Below are 25742 nucleotides of genomic sequence, written 5' to 3'. Positions count from 1 at the left end.
GGCTTTCATTGTAAAATAATTATTGCGAATAAGCGATTTAGCATAGAGTAGCAATGATTATATAACGGGAACTGCTGAGAAAAATAACACGGATTAATGGTGTATTCAGTTTTAAAAACAAATTTGATTTTTTTTATATATTTAAGAGGAATATTTTAAATTTGACATTAAATATTAAATTTGCTTTGCAAAATTGGTTTCAAAAGCGAATAAAAGTGCATATAATTTAAACAACATTATATATTTAAACAACAGTAAAAAACTAAAAATTAGAAAAATGGCAAACGCACCTAAAACTGCTGCAAAACAAGAGAGCAACAACGGAGGATCTTTCTTTGCTCAAGCTGCAATCATCATCTGTTTCATCGTGGGTTTCTGTGTATGGAAATTTGTGATGGGTAATCCAACTAACTTCGTTGACAACAATCCTGAAAATGCTCCAAATCCAGGTAACTACTTAGGAATGGTTTACCATGCTGGGGCTATCGTACCTGTTTTGCTTGGTTTATTCTTGATGGTATGGGTTTTCTCAGTAGAACGTTTAATCGTTATTAACAAAGCATCTGGTACAGGAAACGTTGGAAACTTTGTGAGAAAAATCCAAACGTTGATTAATGGTGGAAACATCGACACAGCAATCGCTGAGTGTGACAAACAAAAAGGTTCAGTAGCAAACGTAGTTAAAGCTGGTTTATTGAAATACAAAGCAGTATCAGTAGATCCTAACGTTGACACTGAAAAAGCTACTATCGCAATTCAAAAAGAAATCGAAGAAACTACAGCATTAGAAATGCCAATGTTAGAGAAAAACTTGAACGTTATCGCTACATTAGTTTCTATCGGTACATTATGTGGTCTATTGGGTACGGTAACAGGTATGATCAAAGCCTTCTCGGCATTGGCAACAGGTGGTGCTCCAGATTCAGCTAAATTGGCAAACGGTATCTCTGAGGCCTTGATCAATACAGCAACTGGTATCGCGACTTCAACATTCGCTATCGTATTGTATAACATCTTTACTGCAAAAATCGATAAATTAACTTACTCTATCGACGAAGCTGGTTTCTCAATCGTACAAACATACGCTGCAAACCACAAATAAGAACTATGATGAAAATTTTTGATTTTATTTTATGGAAATCAAAAATCAAAAGCATCATAGGATAGAAGATTGAGTTTTAATTTAAAAAGAAGAATTTAAAATGGGTAAAGCAAAAGTAAAAAGAGCCAGTACGTCGATCGACATGACAGCGATGTGTGACGTATCGTTCTTACTGCTTACGTTCTTCGTCTTAACGGCGACTGCGCGCCAACCGGAAGCATTGACGGTGGATACCCCAGCGTCGACTACGAAAGATAAGTTACCTGATTCAAATGTGGGTATGATCACAATAGGCGATCAAGGTAAAGTTTTCTTCGGTACGACTGATCAACAGGTTCGCGTAAAAGCACTAGAAAGAATGTCAGCAAAGTATGGCGTTGGCTTTTCACAAGAAGATTATGATCGTTTCAAATTGATGGAAAACTTTGGTGTACCAATGTCTAAATTGAAAGGATTGTTGGCCCTGGATGGAAGTAAGCGTACAGAAAAAGGTTTGCAAACTGGTATCCCGGTTGATAGTACAGAGAATACTTCAAATGAATTGTATTACTGGGTTCAAAATGCCCGTCTTGCAGCTGAGGAAGTAAATAAGGAAAAAGAGGCATCAGATAAAAACTTCGTGCATCCAGGACCTTTAAAGATGGCTATCAAAGCAGATGCGAATGAAAAATATCCTTCGGTTAATTTAGTTATTGAAACGTTGCGGAATCAAAAGCAAAACAAATTTAGTTTCATAACAGGCATGCGTGCTGAGGAGAAATAATTGACGATTTAATAAGAACAAACAATGGCAGAATTAAATCAGGATAGTGGTAAAAAAGGCAAAGGCGGGAAAGTAAGATCCAAGAAGAATGGCGGTAAGGTCGACCTTACGGCGATGGTGGATTTGGCATTCTTGTTGATTACCTTCTTCATGTTGACCACGTCCTTAAATAAACCGCAAGCGATGGATGTGGCTATGCCAGACAAAAATAAAATTAAGGAACAACAAAGCGATGAATTGCTTACAGCAGATAATCGTTCCCTGACAATTTTATTGGGTTCTGACAATAAAGTCTCTTGGGTATATGGCCAAGTTGCTCGTCCGATCGAAGGTCCTACTGTCGCTGGTTACGGTGCAGATGGGATTCGTAAGGTACTGATGGAGAAAAAGGCATATGTACCTCGCGTTTCAGGCGGTAAAGACATGATCGTAATCATAAGACCTAGTGATAAATGTACACAACGTAATCTGGTTGACATTCTTGACGAGATGAAAATTGTAGACGTAAAACGCTATATGATCGGTAAGATTACTCCAGAGGAAGTGGAAGTGTTAAAACGTGACAATATCTATAATGATTAGTTATTAGATTGACACAAAAAACTAAAATAAGATGATAGGGTCAAAATTAGATATTTTTAAGAAAGAATGGCTTGACGTCGTTTTTCAGGGCCGCAATAAGGAGTACGGAGCTTATGAGCTTCGTAAGCTAGCGCCTAAAGCGACTAACAGGGGACTTCTTGTCGTTATCGGCATTGTAGTCATAGCCAGTTTCCTTAGTGTTTATGGAAGTAAGCTGTTCCCGAAGAAAGCCGTTGAGGCTCCTCCTGCAGTAACTGAAGTTACTTTGGAAGACCTTGAAGAAATCAAACCACCAGAGCCTGAAGAAGAGGAGCCGCTTCCACAAGAACCGGAAGAAAAACCTCAACAAGTGGCTATGGATGTACCGAAAGAAGATTTGGTTCGTTTCCCTGAACCTAAAGTAGCTCCTGCAAACAAAGTTGTGGAAGAAGTTGCTTCTCAGGAAGAGTTGAAAGATCCAAATAAAACTCCAGCGCGTATTACTTTGAAAGGTAGCCCGACTGGTACTTCTGTTGCACGTGGTGAATTTGGTTCGAAGAAACAAGATGGCGCAATCACTGGTGCTGCAAAAGGCGATCCAAATGGTAATGGAGATGAAATTCTTCCATTTAATGCCATCGAGGTTCAGCCAATGCCTGTAGGCGGTATGCAAGCATTTATGTCTTGGGTAGGTTCAAACTACGAGTATCCAGCTGCGGCAACTGAAAATGGTGTAAATGGTGTCGTTGAGGTATCTTTCGTTGTAGAAAAAGATGGTAGCTTAACAGACATCAATATCAAACGCGATTTGAAATATGGTACTGGTGATGCAGCCGTAAGGTTGCTTAAGAAAGCGAAGAAATGGAAACCTGGTATTCAAAATGGTCGTCCAGTTCGTGTAGCGTACACTTTACCAATTCGATTGAACCTTCAAAATTAGAATGACAAATTTTAATTCGAATAATAGTTCAAATTTTAGACAGAAATCGCCTCTGAAGCGGTTTCTGTCTATTTTGGGACTATTTATGTTTGGCTTTTATTTTGTTTTGGGCCTTTTGATTATATTCTGGGACAATTTTCCCATTGAGATTAATCCAACCTACAAAACAATCTTTGGTGTCGTATTGATCCTGTATTCTTTTATGCGATTTGTACGGCTTTGGCAAAATAATTTTTAATTAACTGCCCTCTTCTTTTTGGCTACAACCAATTCTCTCTTCAAAAATTAAACTATTTTTTAATTAAACTGTCTTATTTTATGATGTATCATATGAGAAAATATAAAATGGTTCTTGTGATGCTTGGCATCTGTATGGGCATTTTAGTTTCCTGCAAAAATAAAACAATGCAAGCGAAAGAGGGCGATGATATTTTAACAGGTAAGCTGCCCGTTATTGTGGATCAAACTTTGTTGCCTATTATCCAAGAATCTGCCGATGTGTTTGAGAGCTCTTATCCAAATTCGAGTTTGGAGCTTATTGCTCGTCCTGAAATTAAAGCGGTGAATGCATTGCTTGGCGATTCGGCCTATGTGGTTGTTTTGACGCGAAAGTTGACAAATGAAGAAGATAGCTATTTCAGAAAACGCGGTATTCAGCCAAAGATATTTCAAATTGCTTCGGATGCTGTTGTATTGATCAATAATCGTAACAGTGCTGATACTATAATGCCTCAAAAAGACGTTAAGTCTTTGTTGGAAGGTAACTTAGCAGGACAACGACTGATCTTTGACAATTCCAATTCAAGCACACTGCGCTATTTGAAAGATTATTTTAAATTGAACAAAATCGATCCGAAAGCTGTTTCTGCTTTGAAAGATAGTGAGGATGTCATGAAATATGTGAGCGAGAATGCGAATACGGTGGGCGTTATTGGTTATAATTGGTATTTAAAAGCTGTAGAAAAAAATTCGAATTTATTGGATAAAATTCGTACATTGAGCATCGAAAGTGTTGGTAAGGAGGGCGAAAAGGTCAGTTTTTATAGACCATCCCAATCGACTATCGCCGACGGCTTATATCCTTTTATAAGACCTGTCTACATTATGAACTATCAGCCGAATATGGGCTTAGGTTTAGGCTTCAGTGCCTTTTTGACAGGAGATCGTGGACAACGTATTGTATTGAAAGCTGGATTGGTTCCTGCTACAATGCCTGGACGAGAGATCATTATTAGAGATGAAAGTTATATTAAATAGATAATAAATAGTACAAAAATAGATTATGACAAACAGTAAATTATTATTTAGTCTTTTATTGGCGGGATCTGTGGGCACAGTAAGTGCACAAAGTTTGAAAGATGCTAGAGCAGCCATCGAGGCTGAAAATTATGGTAAAGCGAAAACTATCCTTCAACAGTTAGTGACTAAGCAACCTAAGAATGGAGATAATTATTTCTATTTGGGTCAAATTTATTTGGTAAACGACAGAGCAGATTCTGCCGCTGCGATTTTCAACCAAGGTTTGGCTGCTGATCCAAAGGCTACAATCAATAATGTAGGTTTGGGCTATGTTGACTTAATGAAAAAGGATAAAGCGAGCGCTGAATCTAAATTCGCTTTGGCAACCGCAAAATTAGGTAAAAAAGATTATGAACCATTATTGGAAATCGGTCGTGCATATATAAAAACGCCAGAACCCGATTATGCGAAAGCTCTGGAATACCTAACGCAAGCGAAAGAAAAAAACAAAAAAGATGTTGCAATTCCTATCGCATTAGGTGATGCATACCGTGGTTTAAAAGAAGGTTCATTGGCTTATACAAGCTATGGTGAAGCGACTGATATCGATCCAAATTCAGTACAAGCGAAAGTTGGACAGGCTGTGATCGTACGTGGTGCGCAGGCTTTTGATGAGGCTATCACACAGTTGGAAGCTATTGCGGCGGAAACTCCGGCATATGCACCTACTTACCGTGAGTTGGCTGAAACATATAACCAATGGTCTAGATTGCCGGGTACTTCTGACGAGAAATATGTCGAGTTAAATAAAAAAGGTGTTGAGCAATACAAAAAATACCTGGAAGTTGCGGGTGATAATTCATTGGAAGCTAAAATCCGTTATGCCGATTTCTTGGTTTACGCGCGTCAATACGACGATTTGAAGGTAGTTTCTGAAGAATTGGCGCAAAACCCTTCTGTAGATCCAAAAATCTATCGTTATTTGGGTTATATCGCTTTCCAAAAAGCAAAGGATTATCCGAAAGCATTGGAGTACTTAAACCAGATGTTTAGCAAAATGGAAAAAGATCGTGTAATTCCATTGGATTATATGTATCTAGGTATGTCTGAGATTGCTGCAAATAGCCCAAAACCAGCAGCTGCTGGTGCAGATAGTACAGCTACTGCGGCTCCGGTATTGACAGCAGAGAATACAGCGAATATTCAAAAGGGTATTGCCGATATTAAGAAAGCAATTGATTTAGACAAAGAATTGTTGGGCGAAACAGCTGAGTTGGCATTTGCTAAATACCAAGAGCAAGAATTGCAGACAGCAGCCTCTTTATTCGAGCTAGTTGCTTCTTATAAAGATAACAAAACATATTTGTTTGATGCAAACTACTATGCCGGAGAAGCCTATTACCAAATCGGTGCAAAGGAAGATGCTGCTAGTAAGAATGAAGAACAAGTAGTCGTTAATCAAGAATTGAGAGACAAAGCAATTGCCGATTTGCAAAAATCACAGACTTTCTTATCCGTTATTGAAACGACAGACAATAAAGAAGCACAGGATAAATATCTGATCAATGCGCTTTATTACAAGGCTTTTGCAGCTTTAACTGCGGACAATCTGGAGCAGCCTAAAGGTGATTTCGTAGCATCCTTCCAAAAATTGATTGAAACAATCAATCAACGTGGTGCGCAAGAGAAAAATAAAAATTATTTAATCGATGCGAATACCTATATCGGTCTTTACTATTATGTGAAGCAAGATCTTCCTAAAGCGAAGGAGAGCTTCCAGAAAGTATTGGCAATAGATCCAACGAATGAAGCTGTTAAAGGCTATTTACAAGGGATCAAATAGGCTTAAGTAAAATCATTCTAAATTAGGCGCAGATAGTAATATCTGCGCCTTTTTTGTTTTGTTTTTTACCTTGGAATCTCTATATTTAGAGACAGTTACCAATATAAATTGAATTGAGATGGAGCAAGCCAATAGTATGCCGATAGACTACTTGCCTATATTTATACAGCTTCTAGTTGCTGTAGGATTTGGAGTAAGTACCATAATTATTACACATCTTATCGGACCAAAGGTCCGCACGGAAAACAAGCTTGGAGCTTTTGAGTCGGGGATTGAAGTTGTCGGAAATGCCAGGCAGCCTTTCTCTATCAAGTATTTCTTGGTGGCTATCCTGTTTGTGATTTTTGATGTTGAAGTCATTTTCATGTACCCGTGGGCTGTAAACTTCCGGGAGATGGGATTACAAGGCTTGATCGAGATGTTTATTTTCATGGGACTGCTCTTGTTGGGCTTTATCTATGTGATCAAGAAAAAAGCATTGAGTTGGGATTAGATATTCCCGTGATGGTTGGCTCTTTGGGCCAGCAATACTTAAACCTATAAATCGACTTTTCATGAGTGATATAAAATTGGCAGAAGCTCCTCCGGGAGTAGAAGGCGCAGGTTTTTTTGCGACAAGTTTGGACAAAGCCATTGGCTTGGCCCGAGCTAACTCGTTATGGCCTTTGCCCTTCGCCACATCCTGCTGTGGTATCGAGTTTATGGCAACGATGGGCTCTACTTACGATTTGGCCAGATTTGGCGCTGAACGTCCTAGTTTCTCGCCCCGTCAGGCAGATATGCTTTTGGTGATGGGGACAATCGCTAAAAAAATGGCGCCTGTATTAAGACAAGTATATATACAGATGGCCGAGCCGCGCTGGGTAATCGCTGTAGGAGCTTGCGCATCGAGTGGTGGTATTTTCGATACGTATTCTGTTCTACAAGGAATAGACGAAATCATACCGGTTGATGTGTACGTGCCTGGTTGTCCTCCCCGCCCGGAAGCAATTTTGGATGGTGTATTGCGTCTGCAGGATATTGTAAAAAATGAATCATTGAACCGGAGAAATACGCCCGAATACAAAGCGCTGCTTGAGAAGTACGGAATACATACAAATAAATAGATGATGGAAAACAGTTTTTTATTGGATAAGCTCCAAGGAAATTTTCCGGGAAAGATTAACGAAATTCAAGATGCACACAGTCTATTGACCATTGTTGTTGATATGGAAGATGTGATTGATGTACTTCGTTTCTTAAAATCGAATAACGAATTGCAGTTTATTCATCTCACGGATATTACGGCGGTACATTATCCACATTTAGAAAAGGAGTTTGCTGTAGTTTACCATATTCAAAGTCTCGTTCATAATATCCGAATCCGCGTGAAGGTCTTTTTGCATGGACCAAATCCTGAGATTCCAACGGCAACAGTCGTTTGGAGAGGTGCAAATTGGATGGAACGTGAAACCTTCGATTTTTTTGGTGTCAATTTTATAGGACATCCCGATTTGAGAAGAATTTTGAATGTAGATGATATGGAGGTGTTTCCAATGCGTAAGGAATATCCTTTAGAGGATCCAAATCGCGTAGATAAGAAAGATTTGTATTTCGGCCGTTAATTTATACGATATGAGCGAATTTATAAGCAAGATAACAGCTAATCAGCCTGTCTTTGATGATAATGATCCACAGGATGAGTTGATTACCCTAAATATTGGTCCCACACATCCGGCTACGCACGGTGTATTTCAGAATGTCGTGCAAATCGATGGTGAACGGATTGTTAGCGGAGTTTCCACGATTGGCTATATTCACCGTGCATTTGAGAAAATTGCTGAACATCGGCCTTTTTATCAAATTACGCCTTTGACCGATCGTCTAAATTATTGCTCGTCTCCAATCAATAATATGGGCTGGCATATGACCGTTGAAAAACTACTCAAGATCGAGATTCCTAAGCGGGTGCAGTATATGCGTGTTATCGTCATGGAGCTTGCGCGTATTGCAGATCATATTATTTGTAATGGTATTTTGGGGGTAGATACGGGGGCTTTTTCGGGCTTTTTGTATGTGATGCAGGAGCGTGAATTTATCTACGAAATCTTTGAAGAAATCTGTGGCGCTCGCCTGACAACGAACATTGGTCGTATTGGAGGCTTCGAACGTGATTTCAATGCTATAGCCTTTGAGAAAATACGTGAATTTCTAAAACGCTATCCGCCGGTATTGCAAGAGTTTGAAGAGTTGTTTGTTCGTAACCGTATTTTTATTGAGCGGACTTCAGGCGTTGCTGCTGTAACAGCAGAAGATGCACTGGATTATAGCTGGTCTGGCCCTATTTTACGGGCGACAGGTGTAGATTACGATGTGCGGGTACAGAATCCTTATTGCTCATATGAAGAATTTGATTTCGACGTACCTGTTGGCACGACAGGCGATGTATATGACCGTTTCATGGTTCGAAATGCCGAAATGTGGCAATCACTTCGCATTATAGAGCAGGCATTAGCGAAAATTGAGAAAGAGCCTAAAGGTGTCTTCCATGCAGAGGTGCCTGATTTCTATTTACCACCGAAAGAGCAGGTGTATACCAATATGGAAGCTTTAATCTACCATTTTAAAATCGTCATGGGTGAGGTGGACACACCGAAAGCCGAAGTCTATCATGCGGTCGAAGGGGCAAATGGTGAACTTGGTTTTTATCTGATTCATGACGGTGGACGGTCACCTTATCGTCTTCACTTTAGAAGACCTTCTTTTGTCAATTATCAAATGTTCGCGCCAATGAGTGCAGGAATGCTGATTTCAGATGCCATTATAAATATGAGTAGTCTTAACGTTATAGCCGGAGAATTAGATGCTTAGTGTAAAACAACATAATGAAAATGTAACGTTTTCTCCAGAATTGTTAGCCAAGTTTGGAGAAGTGGTAAGTCGTTACCCCGAAGGAAAGCAAAAATCAGGCTTATTGCCCATTTTACATCTGGTTCAGGCGGAATATGGCTGGGTAAGCGCAGATGCGATGGATAAGGTTGCTGTTTACCTGAATATATTGCCTATTGAGGTGTATGAGGTGGCAACCTTCTATACCATGTTCCTGTTGCAACCTAAAGGAAAATATGTACTGGAGATTTGTCGTACCGGACCTTGTTGTTTGGTCGGTGCAGAGCGTATCATGGGGCATTTAGAGCAAAAGCTCGGCGTAAAGGAAGGTCAGGTCACCGCTGACGGGCTTTTCTCTTGGCGGGGTGTAGAATGTTTGGCCGCCTGTGGTTTTGGACCAGTCTTACAGATCGGCCCTGAATATACATTCTATGAGAATCTGACAGAAGATAAAGTCGACGAATTGATTGATAATTTAAAAGCTAAAACAGAATAATATGGCACGTAAACTTTTGTTGACTCATATCGATGTTCCTGGCATCAATACCTTTGAGGTCTATCGACAAAAAGGTGGTTATGTTGCTGTTGAAAAAGTAGTAAAGACAATGTCTCCTGAGGATGTTGTTGAAGAGGTTAAGAAGTCTGGATTACGTGGACGTGGGGGAGCTGGTTTTCCTACGGGCATGAAATGGTCCTTTTTGGCTAAACCTGAAGGGGTGCCACGCTATTTGGTCTGTAATGCCGACGAGTCTGAACCAGGAACATTCAAAGACCGTTATTTGATGACGCACATCCCACATGCGCTCATTGAGGGAATGATTGTATCCAGCTTCGCCTTAGGAGTTCATACATCGTATATCTATGTGCGTGGAGAGATGATGCCGCAAATAAGAATTCTGGAGCGGGCCATTGCTGAAGCCAAGGAAAAAGGTTTTTTGGGTAAAAATATTTTAGGCTCGGGCTATGATCTGGAGATTTATGTTCAACCGGGAGGTGGAGCGTATATCTGTGGTGAGGAAACAGCTTTATTAGAATCTTTAGAAGGTAAACGGGGTAATCCGCGTATTAAACCGCCTTTTCCAGCGATAGCAGGTTTATATAACTGCCCGACAGTGGTGAATAATGTGGAGTCTATTGCGACCACAGTGCCCATTATCAATTTGGGCGGTGAAGAATATGCTAAAATCGGCGTGGAGCGTAGTACCGGGACAAAATTAATTTCCGCTAGCGGAAATATTGTAAAACCAGGGGTCTATGAGATCGAACTCGGTCTGCCTGTGGAAGAGTTTATTTACTCGGATGAATATTGTGGTGGTATTGCCAATGGGAAACGAATGAAAGCTGTCGTAGCTGGAGGCTCTTCGGTTCCAATCCTACCCGCTAACTTGATCTTGAAAACTGCGGCAGGAAATAGCCGGTTGATGACTTATGAGTCATTGGCGGATGGTGGTTTCCAAACAGGGACAATGCTCGGGTCGGGTGGTTTCATCGTATTTGATGAGGATCAGTGCGTGGTGCGTAATACCTGGAATTTTGCGCGTTTTTATCATCATGAAAGCTGTGGGCAGTGCTCACCTTGTCGTGAAGGAACGGGTTGGATGGAGAAGGTGCTGCATAAGATCGAGAGTGGTCACGGCTCGATGTCAGACATTGATTTGCTGTGGGATGTGCAGCGAAAAATTGAAGGGAATACAATTTGTCCATTAGGGGATGCGGCAGCATGGCCTGTGGCAGCAGCAATAAGACATTTTAGGGATGAATTTGAATGGCATATTCTTCATCCGGAAGAGTCACAAACACGGAATTATGGACTGGCACATTATGCTGATCCTTTACAACCAATAGTATCATAATAGAAGCTGTAACGATAAATTAATTATATCATGGCAGAAGCGGAAGATGTAAAGTTTAAGGTCACCATCGATGGTATACCGGTAGAGGTTGCTCCTGGGACAAGCATATTAAATGCAGCGAGAAAGATCGGTGGAGATATAGTCCCTCCGGCAATGTGTTACTACTCCAAACTGGAGGGAAGTGGCGGTAAATGCCGTACCTGTTTGGTCAAAGTCTCCAAGGGATCTGAAAAAGATCCGAGGCCGATGCCAAAATTGGTGGCTTCTTGTCGTACGACGGTGATGGACGGTATGGAAGTACAAAATATTACTTCGCCAGAGGTGGTGGAAGCAAGAAAAGGTGTTGTTGAAATCTTATTGATCAATCATCCCTTGGATTGTCCAATCTGCGATCAGGCTGGTGAATGTAAATTGCAGGATCTTGGGTATGAACACGGCAGCGCTAATACACGCTACGAATTCGATCGTCGTACCTTCGAACGAATTGATCTGGGCGATAAGATCCAATTGCATATGAACCGTTGTATCCTATGTTACCGTTGTGTTTATGTCGCCAATCAGTTGACCGACCAACGTGTACATGGTATCCTAGGAAGAGGAGATCACGCCGAAATATCGACTTATATTGAGAATGTCATCAACAATGATTTCTCCGGAAATGTTATTGATGTTTGTCCTGTGGGAGCTTTGACGGATAAAACCTTCCGTTTCAAGAACAGGGTATGGTTTACAAAGCCTGTCGATGCACATCGCGATTGTCCGACATGTTCAGGTAAAGTAACCTTATGGTATAAGGGAGAAGAGGTCATTCGGGTAACTGCTCGAAAGGATGAGTTTGGTGAAGTGGAAGAATTTATCTGTAATACCTGCCGCTTTGATCAGAAAAAAACAAGCGATTGGATTTTGGAGGAACCAACAGAAATAGATCCACATTCTGTTATTTCTGCCAATCACTACGAGTTATTTAATCCGCCAAAAGTCATTAAAGAAAATCCAATATTGCAGGAACAAAATCGGGAACAGTTAGCTAGATCGGAAAAATTGAAATAATCACAAACATGGAGTGGTCTTTTGTCATAGAAAAATTAATACTGGTGTCTGTTATTTTTGTTGTCACCCTGGTGATTGCGATGTATTCGACACTTGCTGAGCGTAAAATTGCGGGTTTTATGCAGGATCGATATGGTCCTGACCGGGCTGGTCTATTTGGTATCTTGCAACCGCTTTGTGACGGTGGTAAATTCTTCTTTAAGGAGGAAATTATCCCAGCAGGGGCACACAAAGTTCTTTTTATCCTAGGGCCTACCATCGCTATTATAACGGCCTGTATTAGCTCGGCGGTTATCCCTTGGGGACAGGAATTGCAAATTGGGGGGCGGGTCGTTTCCTTGCAGGTGGCCGACGTTAATGTTGGTATATTGTATATGTTTGGTGTGATTGCATTAGGTGTATATGGTATTATGTTGGGCGGCTGGGCTTCCAATAATAAATTCTCGCTTATGGGGGCTATTCGTGCAGCATCACAGAGCATCAGTTATGAGATCGCCATGGGATTGTCAATTATCGCTTTATTGATGGTGACACAAAGTCTCTCCTTAAAGGAAATCGTTGCGCAGCAGTCGGGTTTTGTCAATTGGAATATCTGGGCGCAGCCGCTAGGGTTTATCATTTTTATGGTCTGTGCTTTTGCCGAATGTAATCGGGTTCCTTTCGATTTACCGGAATGTGAGACAGAGCTTGTCGGTGGTTACCATACGGAGTACTCCTCCATGAAATTGGGACTCTATATGTTTTCCGAATATATTAACATGTTCGTTTCCTCTGCATTGATGGCATCACTTTATTTTGGCGGTTATAATTTCCCCTTTATGAATGATCTGGGATTGTCGGCCAATATGATCACGATCATCGGGGTAGTAGTATTCTTCATTAAAATATTGCTGTTTATCTTTTTCTTTATGTGGGTCCGTTGGACTTTACCACGTTTCCGCTACGATCAATTGATGAATCTGGGCTGGAAGATGCTGATTCCATTGGCAATTGCCAATATTGTACTCACAGGTGTATTTACATTGATTAAAGATACTTATTTCTCATAAGAAAGGACTTTTTATGCAACTAACCAATCGTAAAAAAGTAATTGAACAAAAACCGATGACATTTTCGGAAAGAATATACTTTCCGGCTATTATCAAAGGTTTGCGCATTACATTAAGGCATTTTTTTAAGAAAATTCCAACCATTAAATATCCGGAGGAAATAAGACCTTATTCGAAAAACTTCAGGGGGCAGCACTCGCTCAAACGTGATGAGGAAGGGCGTGAGCGCTGTACAGCCTGTGGATTATGTGCTTTGTCCTGCCCGGCAGAGGCGATTACAATGACTGCCGCCGAGCGGAAAAAAGGTGAAGAGAATCTTTACCGCGAGGAAAAGTATGCGTCGGTATATGAAATCAATATGTTGCGTTGTATTTTCTGTGGTCTATGTGAAGAGGCCTGTCCTAAAGAAGCGATTTATCTGGATGGACCGCATGTGACAGCAGATTACCTACGTAAGGATTTTATCTATGGAAAAGATAAATTGGTAGAACCAACTTTTGATATTACCAAATTAAAGAGCTAAACCAGGAAATTATGACAGTATTTTATTTTGTAGCCTTCTTGTCTATTTTCTTTGCGCTGCTGACCATTTTTACAAAAAATCCTGTACACAGTGTACTGTATCTGGTCATTACGTTTTTTACGTTTACAATACATTATATTCTTTTGAATGCACAGTTTTTGGCTGTGGTGAATTTCATCGTATATATGGGAGCCATCATGGTGTTGTTTTTATTTGTACTGATGCTGCTCAACCTGAACAAGGATACCGAACCCATGAAATCCAATCTGGTTAAGTTTATGGGTGCTATCGCCGGTTGTTGCCTATTGGTGACTTTCTTCGGTGTATACCGCGTATTTGACATTTCTAATCCCTTAACTGTTGTTAATCCGGAAATAGGGTTGGTTAAGAATCTGGGTAAGGTGTTGTTTAACGAATTTTTGCTTCCTTTTGAGTTATCATCATTATTGTTATTGACAGCAATGATTGGAGCAATATTATTAGCTAAGAAAGAACCTAAACAAATCTAATGGAAACATTTGTTCAACAGTTGCAGGGGGTGCCAATAAATCATTATCTGATTTTTTGTGCGATTATTTTCGTTATTGGTGTTATCGGTGTTCTTATTCGCCGTAACGTCATTATTATTATGATGTCTATTGAATTGATGCTGAATGCGGTGAATCTTCTTTTAGCTGCTTTTTCAGTGCAGCATGGCGATTCGTCAGGACAGGTCTTCGTCTTCTTTATCATGGCATTGGCAGCGGCAGAAGTTGCTGTAGGCCTAGCGATTATTATTATGGTATATCGGAATACGAAGTCTGTGGATATCGATTCCTTAAATAAACTTCGTTGGTAGAACTTAGAAATAAATACGATGAGTGAATTAGTTTGGTTGATTCCCCTTTTGCCCTTAATCGGGTTTATTGTGAACGGATTGGGTAGGAATGCCTTCTCCAAAGGTATGATAGGTGCTGTTGGCAGCGCTGTAGTGCTTATTTCTTTTGTATGCAGCTGTATTCTTTTCTCCGAAGTCTACCAAGCGAGGCAAGCTGGACAAGCAGGTATTATAGAACAACATGTATTTGACTGGATTGCGGTGGGCAATCTCAAGATCGGTCTGTCCTTTTTGGTAGACCCACTAAGTGCCATCATGCTCCTGATCGTTACAGGGATTGGTTTCCTTATCCATGTCTATTCGATTGGTTATATGCATCATGATCATGGATTTGGTAAGTTCTTCGCCTATTTGAATCTCTTTATCTTTTTTATGTTGCTATTGGTATTGGGATCCAATTACCTGGTCATGTTCATCGGCTGGGAAGGTGTAGGGCTATGTTCTTATTTATTGATCGGCTTTTGGTATAAGAATAGTTCGTATGCGAATGCGGCAAAAAAAGCATTTGTGATGAATAGAATAGGTGATTTAGGTTTTCTACTTGCGGTATTTTTAATCCTTGGAACTTTTGGATCCTTAGAATTTTCAACTGTATTTCCTGCGGCCAAGAATTTTGCTGTTGGTGATATCACAGTCGTTAGCATTACCATTTTGTTGTTTATTGCTGCAACAGGTAAATCGGCGCAGATACCTTTGTTTACTTGGTTGCCAGATGCCATGGCTGGCCCAACCCCCGTCTCGGCCCTGATTCATGCGGCAACGATGGTTACGGCCGGTATCTATATGATTGCACGTTCCAATGTACTGTTTATCCTTTCACCGTTTACCTTGCAGCTCATTTCTGTGATCGCTATTTGTACAGCCCTATTGGCTGCTGCAATAGCATTGACACAAAATGATATTAAGAAAGTATTGGCTTATTCCACCGTTTCACAATTGGGCTATATGTTTCTTGGCCTTGGTGTCGGAGCATTTACGGGAGCGTTTTTCCATGTATTGACGCATGCCTTTTTCAAAGCCTTACTATTCCTGGGGGCGGGATCTGTTATACACGGTATGAGTGAAGAACAGGATATGCGAAAAATGGGAGGTTTGAAGAAAGCAATGCCTATTACTTATCTGACGATGTTGATGGGGACAATCGCGATTGCAGGAATTCCACCCTTCTCCGGCTTCTTTTCCAAAGACGAAATATTGGCAGGGGCATTTGCTGCGAGTCCAGTTTTATGGGGTTTAGGTTTTATTGGTGCATTAATGACGGCTTTCTATATGTTCAGGATGTTGTTTATGACCTTTTCTGGAACATTCCGTGGTACGGAAGAGCAAAAGCATCATTTGCATGAATCTCCAAAGAGTATGACAGTGCCACTCATTGTATTGGCTATACTTTCTGTGATCGGAGGAGTGATCAATTTACCAGCTGTTTTGGGTGGTAACCATTGGCTTGAGGATTTCCTGACGCCAGTGTTTTCAGAGGGAAAAGCGATAATGCCTGCAACTCATCATTTGGAACATAGTACGGAATATTTACTCATGGGCATTTCTGTTGTTGGAGTATTGATTATGGTTGCTTTGGCTTTTCATAAATACGTTAAACGACAACAGCTACAGGAAGAGGGCGAAGGTACGCGTGGTTTCTTGCGCAATCTTTCTTACCATAAGTTTTACGTGGATGAGCTCTATGATAGCATCATTGTACGTCCCATCAATTGGCTCTCGGCTTTCTTCGGAAATGTCGTGGATCAACGTGGTATTGACGGTGTTGTTAATGGGGCCGGTAAGGCAACATTTGATACGGGAAAGGTATTGCGTTTGCTCCAGAATGGTAATGTTGGTTTTTATTTATTGATGATGGTAATTGGGGTGATTGCCATTTTCATCTATGGATTGTTGAGTCTTTAATTTTGGTGTAATCGATGGATAACTTGTTTTTACTTATTTTATTGCCGTTAATAAGCGCATTGATTCTAACGTTCTTAAAGACCAATGCTGCAAAGTCTATTGCCTTGATTTTATCATTACTGTCTTTGGCTTTGACTATTCCGTTCCTCTGTACTTTCGACGCAAATGGCGGAATGCAATTTGAACAAAATTGGCTATGGATTTCTTCGTTGCATATTCATTTTCATATCGGCGTTGATGGAATTAGCTTGCCGTTGATCTTATTGACAAATGGATTGATGCCTTTAATCATTGCTACTACCTTTAAGAAGGAGTATAAAGGAAACTTTTATGCATTAATGGCTTTTATGCAAGCGGGCTTATTGCTCGTATTTATGGCCCTGGATGCTTTTACTTTTTATGTGGGTTGGGAGATTGCCTTGATACCGATTTATTTTATTTGCGCGCTTTGGGGTGAAGGAGATCGTATTCGCGTAAATTTGAAATTTTTTATTTATACTTTTTTGGGTAGCCTTTTGATGTTGATCGGTATTCTTTATCTCTATCAACAAGTGCCCAACCGTGATTTTGAATGGACCTCATTTATTGCCTTAGATTTGGGAGAAAATACGCAGCGGTGGTTATTTTGGGCATTTTTTGTCGCTTTCGCCATCAAAATACCAATTTTTCCTTTTCATACTTGGCAACCCAATACGTATACAAACGCACCTGCAGCGGGCACGATGTTGTTGGCAGGTATCATGCTCAAAATGGGGGTTTACGGTTTAATGCGTTGGCTATTGCCTATCGCACCAACTGGTGTTGCGCTGTATGGGCATTTTGCAATGATCTTATGCGTTATTGGGATCGTTTATGCTTCCATTATCGCAATTAAACAGGACGATGTGAAGCGATTGATCGCGTATTCGTCAATAGCCCACGTTGGCTTAATTAGTGCCGGTGTCTTCACATGGAATACGAATGGCCTGAGTGGAGCAACTATTCAAATGTTAAATCACGGTATTTCTGTGATCGGGCTTTTTTATGTGTTGGATATTATACAGCAGCGCACACAGACGCGTAGTCTCACAGCGCTTGGCGGAATAGCAAGCAAGGCGCCTCGTTTGGCCATCTTCTTTATGATTATTTGTATGGGGGCAGTGGGTTTACCATTAACGAATGGATTCATTGGTGAGTTTTTATTATTGAAAGGCGTTTTTCAGTATGGATTTTGGTTTGCTGTTTTCGCGGGTTTAACCTTAATTCTGGGCGCAGTTTATATCCTTAGGCTTTACCAAGGAACGATGTTGGGGGAAACGACCGAAAAAACTGTACAATTTGAAGATGTAAAAGGAACGGAACTTATTGTATTGACAGTCGTCTCCGTCTTGATCCTTTATATTGGTATATTCCCTAATTTCCTATTGAACCTTTCTGCAGGTTCCGTGGAAGTTTTAAGTACATTTTTAGGCAGATAATAGATATATTTAATTGTATGGGTGCAATAATTACACTTTCGATATTAGCATTAGTCGTCCTTTATCTTGGTTTATTCAAGATGAAATCTATGCTACTGCCTGTTTCTATTCTTGGCTTCTTGGTCGCTATTGGTTTTTTATGGAATGATTGGACTTCGACCAGTGGACCGCTCTATAGTGGGATGGTTCATTTTGATCATTTTGCTATTGCCTTCTCAATCTTATGTATCGCAGTTACCTTGTGCATTTTTGTTATCTCAAAGGGATATTTTGATGAGGAGGGACAAATTGCGGAATATTATTCCTTATTAATTTTCTCCCTCACAGGTGCTGTTCTTGTGAATAGTTATCATAATTTTTCAATGCTTTTTTTAGGTATTGAAATTATGTCTGTAGCGCTTTACATTTTGGTGGGTATACGTAAAAGAGACAAAGCATCAAATGAAGCTGCATTGAAGTACTTTTTGATGGGGGCTTTCTCTACGGGCTTTCTATTGTTTGGTATTGCCCTTTTGTACGGTGCCACAGGATCATTTGATTTAAGTGAAATCAAAGACTATGTTGTCAATAACCCGCAGGCAATTTCACCGTTGTTTTATGGGGGTATATTGCTTCTCATTGTAGGACTGACGTTCAAAGTGGGCGCTGTTCCCTTTCATTTTTGGACACCAGATGTTTATGATGGGGCTCCGATATTGATTACGAGTTATATGAGCACCGTGGTTAAAGTTGCTTCTTTTGCTGGATTGTTACGTTTATTCAGTTATAGTCTATTGCCTTTACAAGATTTTTGGACGCCGGTTTTCTTAGTGATCGCCATTCTCACCTTATTTGTTGGAAATATTTCTGCATTAATGCAGTCTTCCTTCAAACGTATGCTTGCTTATTCGAGCGTTTCGCATGCCGGGTATATGTTATTTGCGATTGTAGCAGTTGGGGCTACCTCGGCTAATAGTATCTTTGCTTATGGCCTTGCCTACTCTCTAGCCACCATTGTTGCTTTTACAGGATTGATCCTAGTCAAGAAAACGACCGGTTCTGAACATTTTGAAGCTTTCAATGGCTTGGGCAAGAGAAATCCTTTGCTCGCATTTGCCATCACGATAGCAATGCTTTCTCTTGCGGGTATACCACTGACAGCTGGATTTATCGGTAAGTTTATGATGTTTTCTTCTGTTATGGAAAATTATCATATTGTTTTGCTTGTATTGGCTGTAATCAATGCAGGAATTGCCGTGTATTACTACTTGAAAGTTGTTGTTGCGATGTACTTTAGAGACAGTGACGAATCCTGTGTCAATGTACAGTGGAATTATTCATTTGTATTATTCCTTGCCGTAGCGCTTACAATCTTAATTGGGGTATATCCAGACTGCCTTTTAAAATTAATATAAAGTTTCTGTTAAAATACTTGTTGTTTATTAGAGCATGGCGATTTCGCTGTGCTTTTTTTATTTTTATTGGTATAACTCTTGCATACAAATTGTATATTGTAAAAAAGAAATCCTATCAAATTGCAGATGGCGTTTAAAGTGTGTGTTAAATCTTTTTCGATTCGTGTTTTAAGTGTGTTACTATTCTTCTGTATGGGTGGAAAAGTAATTGCACAGGACTTTATTCGTGGAAAGGTCATTGATGCACAAACAGGCAAGGGTATTTCAAGGGTTTCAATTAACTGGCTTGATGGAGATAGCGGTGGTAGCAGCGATACCCTTGGGTTTTTTAAGATTCTGGATATCAAGAAATACAGACAGCTTGTCTTTGGAGCGGTGGGGTATGAGCGGCGTACGGTGGATGTTCGTCGTTTACAGGATTCAATGCTGACCGTGCACTTAATTGCCTCAAATAACACATTAGAGGAGGTCGTGGTCAATCGAAAAAACAAAAAAACCAAAGATCCTGCTATAGCACTGATTGAACAGGTTATTGCACATCGACCACAAAATCATTACACCCGCATACCTGAAATTCGTTTTGATGAGTATGAAAAGACGCAGTTTGGTTTTGTCAATCCTGAAGATAAAGCGAAGAAATTTCCGAAACCATTCCGATTCCTCTTTGAAAATATAGATTCTACCGCTTTTCGGGGGCAAACCATTGCACCCTTTTATTTGGAAGAAAACTATGCAAATGTCTATTCATCCCATAATCCAGATCGTAGTAAGAAGATTGTCATCAGCCACAACCAGACCGAATTAAATCCACGCTTTTTTAACAATGACAATTGGCAGACGCGGTTTCAAACGATACTCCGTGATGTTGATCTCTATGATAATACAATTCAGATCACAAACAAAGGAGTCTTGAGCCCAATTGCTGCAGGTGCTACAGCGTTTTATAGGTACAAAATTCAAGATACGGTCAAGATCGAAGGCAAGGATTATATTGAGCTCCATTTTCAAGGTAAATCGGCTATTGATCTGCTCTTCTACGGTGATCTTCTGATCTCAGATGATACAAGGTATGCTGTTCATCGCGCGACTTTGAATATCGGACGTTCTGCAAATATCAATTGGATCAATGACGTGCAAATAGATCTCAGCTATAGTGAATTTAAAAATGGTAGCATGCTCCCTGTTCGTGCAGATCTAAAAATGTTATTTGGTGGGAGCAAGTCAGATGTATTGTATGGACGCAGGGAAACCCAATACTTGGGACATCGCACAGATTCTATTTCGAATGAGAATTTTGTTGGTGTACCAGTTGAAAAGAGGTATCTCCTCCAGTCCGCACCGCAGGTGCCCATTGTAGGGGTTAGACCAACTCCGTTAAGCCATGCTGAATTAGGAGCCTATCAAAAGGTTGATTCGGTACAGAATATGCGTTCTTTTAATCAGTTGGTCGCATTGGGTTATTTGTTAGCAAAGGGATATTATAATGCCGGGAAAGTTGAATTTGGTCCACTGGAATATCTTTATAGCCGCAATAATTACGAGGGGAATCGTGTGCGCCTGAGTGGTCGGACGACGCGTTTATTTTCGGAAAAAGCCTACATTGAAGGATACACAGCCTATGGCGATAAGGACAAAGAGCTAAAGTACTACCTGAGTACGGCATTTACTTTAAATGGAGAACGTATTGTTCAGTTTCCGGCAAATTATTTACGCTTTACAGTACAGCATGACGTCATGGAACCGGGGCGAGGTTTGGGTTTTTTAAAAGGGGATGGTTTCTTCCGTTCTTTTGGGAAAAACAGGCCTAATAAATGGCAATTTAATGATATCTATCGTATCGATCATCTGATCGAATTTGGGAACCATGTTAGCGTAGGAACGGCGTTTACGCATACCCGCAGACAACCGCGCGCTGACTTGTTTTATATTAATAGCCTACCTTTACCTGATACTGTCCGACAAGTCAATACAAATGACCTACAGCTGATTTTACGTTGGGCTCCGAATGAAGAATTTACTTATCATAATCTCGACAGAGGAACCGTAGAAAACAAATATCCCATTTTTACCCTGCAATATAATAAAGGACTGAAAGGATTTTGGGGCGCAGACTATAGTTATGATGCATTACGCTTTAGCATTTTCAAACGACTATTTTTATCCCCAGCGGGGCAGGCGGATTTTGAGTTTTCAGGAGGAAGAATTTGGGGGAAACATCTGCCTTATACCTTACTGGAACTCCCTGATGTCAATAGAGATAAGCAGGGACCGTTGGTGAATTTTGACTTGATGGCTACCTCGGAATTTGTTTCAGACCAGTTTTTGAAACTGACCTATTACCACAACTGGAATGGTTTCTTTTTCAATAGAATTCCGTTGTTCAGGCGGTTAAAATGGCGTGAAGTGACGGGATTTAAGGCTTTTTATGGAAAGTTAAGCGATGCCAACAACCCCTTTGTAACGCCCGAAAATATTCAGTTTGAAGCGGACAAAAATGGTATTATCCAAACAAAAGCAGTGCGTAACAAACCGTATGTAGAAGGGCTAGTGGGGGTGGATAATATCTTTAAATTGATTAGATTAGAGTATAAAAAGAGATTAAGCTATAGTGGTGGTGAAGGCATACCTTCTGATACCTTTACAGCATCCTTACATTTTAATTTTTAGCAATTATGGTCCAATATTCAAATTTAAATTATGTGATTAAAGATAGCATCGGCTATGTTATCATTAATCGCGAACCCCAGCTGAATGCGTTGAATCAGGAAACCCTTGACGAATTGCAAGATATCTTCATGCATTTCAATGCCGATGACCACGTAAGAGGTATTATCCTGACAGGCGCTGGGCTTAAAGCATTCGCTGCAGGGGCAGACATTAAGGAATTTATGGATTTATCTGTAATTCAAGCACGGTGGCTCAGTGAACGAGGACATATTATTTTTTCGGACCTTATTGAAGGTTCTCCGAAGCCAGTTATTGCTGCAATAAATGGGTATGCTTTAGGCGGAGGGATGGAGATGGCTTTAGCCTGCCATATTCGTATAGCGTCTGACAATGCAAAAATGGGACTGCCGGAGGTTTCTTTGGGACTGATTCCGGGTTATGGTGGTACGCAGCGTTTACCCAAGTTGATCGGAAAAGGACAGGCTATGCAAATGATTTTAACGGGTGATATGATTGACGCGCAGCGAGCCTATGAACTAGGATTGGTCAATGAGGTGATCGCACAGGATAAACTAATTGCCCGTGCGGAGGAAATACTCCATAAGATATTTACGCGCTCTCGCGTTGCAGTGGCAAATGCTATTACTGCTATTAACGCTGCTGAAGATAAACAACAAAACGGGAGTAAGGTGGAAATGGATGCTTTCGGACATCTGTTCGGAACAGAAGATTTCAAAGAAGGTGTTTCCGCATTTTTAGCGAAAAGGATACCCAATTTTGAATAATACCGCAGCACTTCGCTAAATGCTATATTGCCGTGTATTGTCAGGTTTGAGTATCGATGAAGAGGTAAAATAAGACCAAGAAAGGAGGTTCGGATTGAGCGCCAATCGTTTTGAGGCATTGGTTAAGATGGCTCATGAATCTGAATCAGAAAGCTTTAACCGACATTATTTTTGATATTTTTTGCGATATTCCTGTGGCGACATTTTCATTTCCCGTGTAAACGCTTTTGAAAAATGAAAGGGGTCATAAAAATGGAGTTTGAATGCGATTTCTTTAATCTTAAGTAGGGTAAATTGCAGATAGGAGCAAGCCCTTTGCATACGGAGTTGATTGTAATACACCATGGGTGGGTAAGATGTTTTCTGCTTGAACAAGTTAATAAGATGTGACTTGGAATAGTTGAAATGTGCTGAAATATCATCCAAGTTGATATTGTTTTCCAGATTGTCTTTCATAAATATAATGATGTCCTGTATGATATTATCTACTTGAATTCGGTTACCTTCTCTAAACTGAGCCTGATATTGAATGGACGCTAAAAAATATTGAAAGCAAAAACTCGTATACTCCAAATTTTCTGGACTATACCCCATTTCCAGGTTTTTGTAGATGCTCTCGAAGAGCTGGATGCGGTTGGCATGTTTGTTTGAATCCGCGTCATCTATATGAATCACTTCGCCCATGATATGTTGAAAAAGAACTGCATCTGTGCCGTCGAAATGAATCCAATAGATGCTCCAGGGGTCATTTGATTTTGCTCCATAGCAATGAGCGCTATCTCTCGGGATAATGTATATATCGTTTCTTTTAAGGTTGTGCGTTGTTTCATCCTGTTTTATCCAACCGCTTCCATCTTCGCAATAAATCAGAATATATTCCTTACATCCTTCTTGACGATCACGGTAGTGTTTTTTAGCATTGGGATAATAGCCGATATGTGTGATGTGTAATTTTGATGTGATGTTGTTGCCTGTCAGGTAATTGCATACGGCATAGGGAAGGACAATCGCCTCTTCTCCTTTGAATCCTTCAGCGATGACATCTTGGTTTTGTTTCATAGATCGAGCTTATTTTTGGTTATTCGTATAAAAATAGTAATATTTTACATGTTTATCGTGTTCACTTACATGATTCTCCCCAAGTATTCCATTAATTTTACCTAAGTAAATCTAAATATGTAAACTCTTATGCAAAAGACTGCGACGACCTATCTGCTATTGATCACTTTTGTGGCTGCTATCGGTGGATTTCTATTTGGGTATGATTGGGTAGTTATTGGTGGTGCAAAGCCATTTTACGAGGCTTATTTTCATTTGGAGTCCGATCCTGCATTGCAGGGCTGGGCCATGTCTTCGGCGATTGTGGGAAGCTTCGTTGGTGTACTACTCTCGGGGGGATTGGCCGATCGCTATGGCAGAAAACCGCTGATTTATACTGCTGCAATTTTATTTATAATGTCTGCAGTGGGAACCGGTATGGCGTCCGAACTGGACACTTTTATTATCTATCGGATTTTGGGCGGGATAGGTATTGGTGTAGCCTCCAATTTGGCACCGATGTATATTGCTGAGATCGCCCCCGCAGAAAGTCGAGGGAAATTTGTATCGATCAATCAGTTGACCATTGTACTGGGCATCCTTGCAGCACAAGTGGTCAATTGGCTCATTGCAAAGCCGGTTTTAGCCGGAGAATCTATGCTAGAAACCTGGAATGCGCAAGAGGGGTGGAGATGGATGTTTTGGGCAGGAGCGATCCCGGCGGTTATTTTTTTATTTCTACTTTTCCTGATTCCTGAAAGTCCGCGCTGGTTATATACAAAAGGGAAGCACGAACAGGCAAAACGTGTGTTTTTACGCATGGGTGGAGAGGAGTATGCAGCAGAAAATATACGTTCTATTGCCGAGGCGGCTGAACTAAGTCAGGCTAAATCCCGAAAGAGAAATTTATTTCAGGGGAAGCTGCTACGGTTGTTGTTGCTAGGAAGCTTTATTGCGGTTTTTCAGCAATGGTGTGGGATTAATGTTATTTTTAATTATGCCCAGGAAATCTTTACAGCTGCTGGATATACGGTTTCGGGGATGCTTTTCAATATTATTATCACTGGCGTGATCAATGTCATTTTTACATTCATTGGCATGTATCTGGTTGATAGAATTGGTCGTCGCGCATTGATGCTTTTCGGATCAGCAGGCCTTTTTGTGATTTATATTGCCTTAGGAGCATGTTATTATTTCAATTGCAGCGGCATTTTTGTGCTTCTCCTTGTACTGGCCGGAATTGCGGTATATGCGATGACCTTGGCTCCTGTAACTTGGGTAATTATCGCCGAAATATTCCCTACCGCTGTAAGGGCGCAGGCCATGGCGATTGCAACATCGTTATTATGGATTGCATGTTTTGTGCTCACCTATACGTTTCCTTTACTGAATCAAAACCTGGGAGCAGCTGGTACATTCTGGCTGTATGGTGGAGTCTGTTTTATCGGTTGTCTGTTTCTATGGAGCCGATTGAAAGAGACCAAAGGAAAAAGCTTAGAAGAAATTGAACAGGAACTGGAAGGATAATTGGCACCCGGATAATCAACTGAATCAACTCGACCTATATAAACCTATTAGCGTATTAAGAAAATGACAGAATTGACTCGTTACCTCATAAAATCAACAGTGGATCAAAAAGGGATCGTAAAAGCATGGGAGGAGCAAGTTGCTATTCCAACATACGAGATTGGAACGATGGAGAAGAATCCCATATTTGCAGAAAAACGCGTATATCAAGGTAGCTCAGGGGTAGTATATCCCTATCCAATCATAGAGAAAATTAGCGATCAGAAGCGAAACAAGATCTATCAGGCGCTATTTCTTTAAAATG

Annotated in this window: 25 protein-coding genes; 24 read left to right on the top strand and 1 reads right to left on the bottom strand. The window is 40.5% G+C overall.

The genetic code is table 11. From position 1 onward, the window contains the following. Window positions 1-277: 277 nt before the first annotated feature. From B4Z90_RS13495 to B4Z90_RS13390, 22 genes are all read left to right on the top strand, one after another. On the top strand, window positions 278-1102 hold the full coding sequence (locus B4Z90_RS13495; RefSeq protein ID WP_046673067.1) for a MotA/TolQ/ExbB proton channel family protein: 825 nt from the start codon (window positions 278-280) through the stop codon (window positions 1100-1102). 100 nt (window positions 1103-1202) lie between these two features. After that, the gene (locus B4Z90_RS13490; protein WP_075990315.1) at window positions 1203-1865 is read left to right on the top strand and encodes an ExbD/TolR family protein; all 663 of its coding nucleotides are present in this window, start codon (window positions 1203-1205) and stop codon (window positions 1863-1865) included. A gap of 24 nt (window positions 1866-1889) precedes the next feature. After that, window positions 1890-2447: an ExbD/TolR family protein gene (locus tag B4Z90_RS13485; protein ID WP_286752824.1), complete on the top strand. Its 558-nt coding sequence runs from the start codon at window positions 1890-1892 to the stop codon at window positions 2445-2447. Between the two features lie 31 nt (window positions 2448-2478). Continuing rightward, the gene (locus B4Z90_RS13480) at window positions 2479-3366 is read left to right on the top strand and encodes an energy transducer TonB (protein ID WP_088163319.1); all 888 of its coding nucleotides are present in this window, start codon (window positions 2479-2481) and stop codon (window positions 3364-3366) included. Between the two features lie 330 nt (window positions 3367-3696). Further along, window positions 3697-4623, top strand: a complete 927-nt coding sequence (locus B4Z90_RS13475) for a PstS family phosphate ABC transporter substrate-binding protein (RefSeq protein WP_286802495.1) — start codon at window positions 3697-3699, stop codon at window positions 4621-4623. A gap of 25 nt (window positions 4624-4648) precedes the next feature. After that, window positions 4649-6448 carry a tetratricopeptide repeat protein gene (locus B4Z90_RS13470; RefSeq protein ID WP_286802494.1) on the top strand — a complete coding sequence of 600 codons (1800 nt, stop codon included), beginning with the start codon at window positions 4649-4651 and terminating at the stop codon, window positions 6446-6448. A 118-nt stretch (window positions 6449-6566) separates the two neighbouring features. After that, a complete protein-coding gene (locus B4Z90_RS13465) occupies window positions 6567-6941 on the top strand; it encodes an NADH-quinone oxidoreductase subunit A (protein WP_286802493.1) in 375 nt (124 codons plus the stop codon). Between the two features lie 61 nt (window positions 6942-7002). Next, the gene (locus tag B4Z90_RS13460; protein WP_070560969.1) at window positions 7003-7554 is read left to right on the top strand and encodes an NADH-quinone oxidoreductase subunit B; all 552 of its coding nucleotides are present in this window, start codon (window positions 7003-7005) and stop codon (window positions 7552-7554) included. Beyond that, window positions 7555-8052 (top strand): NADH-quinone oxidoreductase subunit C, encoded by a 498-nt coding sequence (locus B4Z90_RS13455; RefSeq protein ID WP_070560971.1) that lies wholly within the window; start codon window positions 7555-7557, stop codon window positions 8050-8052. It begins immediately after the preceding gene. 10 nt (window positions 8053-8062) lie between these two features. Beyond that, the gene (locus B4Z90_RS13450) at window positions 8063-9298 is read left to right on the top strand and encodes an NADH-quinone oxidoreductase subunit D (protein WP_070560973.1); all 1236 of its coding nucleotides are present in this window, start codon (window positions 8063-8065) and stop codon (window positions 9296-9298) included. Further along, on the top strand, window positions 9291-9812 hold the full coding sequence (gene nuoE, locus B4Z90_RS13445) for a complex I 24 kDa subunit family protein (protein WP_070560974.1): 522 nt from the start codon (window positions 9291-9293) through the stop codon (window positions 9810-9812). The genes B4Z90_RS13450 and nuoE overlap by 8 nt, the downstream gene beginning before the upstream one ends. Before the next feature lies 1 nt (window position 9813). Next, window positions 9814-11169, top strand: coding sequence for an NADH-quinone oxidoreductase subunit NuoF (gene nuoF, locus B4Z90_RS13440; protein WP_286802492.1), 1356 nt, complete (start codon window positions 9814-9816; stop codon window positions 11167-11169). Window positions 11170-11199: 30 nt separating this feature from the next. After that, window positions 11200-12219, top strand: a complete 1020-nt coding sequence (locus B4Z90_RS13435; RefSeq protein WP_286802491.1) for a 2Fe-2S iron-sulfur cluster-binding protein — start codon at window positions 11200-11202, stop codon at window positions 12217-12219. An 8-nt stretch (window positions 12220-12227) separates the two neighbouring features. Continuing rightward, window positions 12228-13268, top strand: coding sequence for an NADH-quinone oxidoreductase subunit NuoH (gene nuoH, locus B4Z90_RS13430; RefSeq protein WP_070560980.1), 1041 nt, complete (start codon window positions 12228-12230; stop codon window positions 13266-13268). A 13-nt stretch (window positions 13269-13281) separates the two neighbouring features. Further along, the gene (locus B4Z90_RS13425) at window positions 13282-13791 is read left to right on the top strand and encodes a NuoI/complex I 23 kDa subunit family protein (protein WP_070560982.1); all 510 of its coding nucleotides are present in this window, start codon (window positions 13282-13284) and stop codon (window positions 13789-13791) included. Between the two features lie 11 nt (window positions 13792-13802). Then, window positions 13803-14300 carry an NADH-quinone oxidoreductase subunit J gene (locus tag B4Z90_RS13420; RefSeq protein ID WP_070560985.1) on the top strand — a complete coding sequence of 166 codons (498 nt, stop codon included), beginning with the start codon at window positions 13803-13805 and terminating at the stop codon, window positions 14298-14300. Next, a complete protein-coding gene (gene nuoK, locus B4Z90_RS13415) occupies window positions 14300-14629 on the top strand; it encodes an NADH-quinone oxidoreductase subunit NuoK (protein WP_286802490.1) in 330 nt (109 codons plus the stop codon). The genes B4Z90_RS13420 and nuoK overlap by 1 nt, the downstream gene beginning before the upstream one ends. Before the next feature lie 18 nt (window positions 14630-14647). Next, complete coding sequence (gene nuoL / locus B4Z90_RS13410; RefSeq protein WP_115046333.1) at window positions 14648-16570, top strand: NADH-quinone oxidoreductase subunit L; 1923 nt, start codon at window positions 14648-14650, stop codon at window positions 16568-16570. Between the two features lie 14 nt (window positions 16571-16584). Next, entirely contained in the window at window positions 16585-18027 is a 1443-nt protein-coding gene (locus B4Z90_RS13405) for a complex I subunit 4 family protein (protein ID WP_286767462.1), read from the top strand. 17 nt (window positions 18028-18044) lie between these two features. Beyond that, complete coding sequence (locus B4Z90_RS13400) at window positions 18045-19421, top strand: NADH-quinone oxidoreductase subunit N (RefSeq protein ID WP_201639981.1); 1377 nt, start codon at window positions 18045-18047, stop codon at window positions 19419-19421. Window positions 19422-19613: 192 nt separating this feature from the next. Next, window positions 19614-22088: a DUF5686 family protein gene (locus B4Z90_RS13395; protein WP_286767463.1), complete on the top strand. Its 2475-nt coding sequence runs from the start codon at window positions 19614-19616 to the stop codon at window positions 22086-22088. 5 nt (window positions 22089-22093) lie between these two features. After that, window positions 22094-22873 (top strand): enoyl-CoA hydratase/isomerase family protein, encoded by a 780-nt coding sequence (locus B4Z90_RS13390; RefSeq protein ID WP_286767464.1) that lies wholly within the window; start codon window positions 22094-22096, stop codon window positions 22871-22873. Between the two features lie 165 nt (window positions 22874-23038). On the opposite strand, the gene B4Z90_RS13385 is transcribed toward B4Z90_RS13390, so the two are convergent. Continuing rightward, window positions 23039-23932 (bottom strand): AraC family transcriptional regulator, encoded by an 894-nt coding sequence (locus tag B4Z90_RS13385; protein WP_286802489.1) that lies wholly within the window; start codon window positions 23930-23932, stop codon window positions 23039-23041. A gap of 129 nt (window positions 23933-24061) precedes the next feature. Here B4Z90_RS13385 and B4Z90_RS13380 point away from each other — a divergent pair, with 129 nt between their 5' ends. Both B4Z90_RS13380 and B4Z90_RS13375 read left to right on the top strand, forming a co-directional pair. After that, window positions 24062-25438 carry a sugar porter family MFS transporter gene (locus B4Z90_RS13380; RefSeq protein WP_286777057.1) on the top strand — a complete coding sequence of 459 codons (1377 nt, stop codon included), beginning with the start codon at window positions 24062-24064 and terminating at the stop codon, window positions 25436-25438. Window positions 25439-25501: 63 nt separating this feature from the next. Next, complete coding sequence (locus B4Z90_RS13375; protein ID WP_286777058.1) at window positions 25502-25738, top strand: hypothetical protein; 237 nt, start codon at window positions 25502-25504, stop codon at window positions 25736-25738. The last annotated feature ends 4 nt before the right edge of the window (window positions 25739-25742 follow it).

It is taken from the genome of Sphingobacterium sp. UBA5639, assembly GCF_002421245.1.
In the GTDB taxonomy this organism is placed as follows: domain Bacteria; phylum Bacteroidota; class Bacteroidia; order Sphingobacteriales; family Sphingobacteriaceae; genus Sphingobacterium; species Sphingobacterium multivorum.
This window is presented reverse-complemented; position numbering and strand designations above follow the sequence as displayed.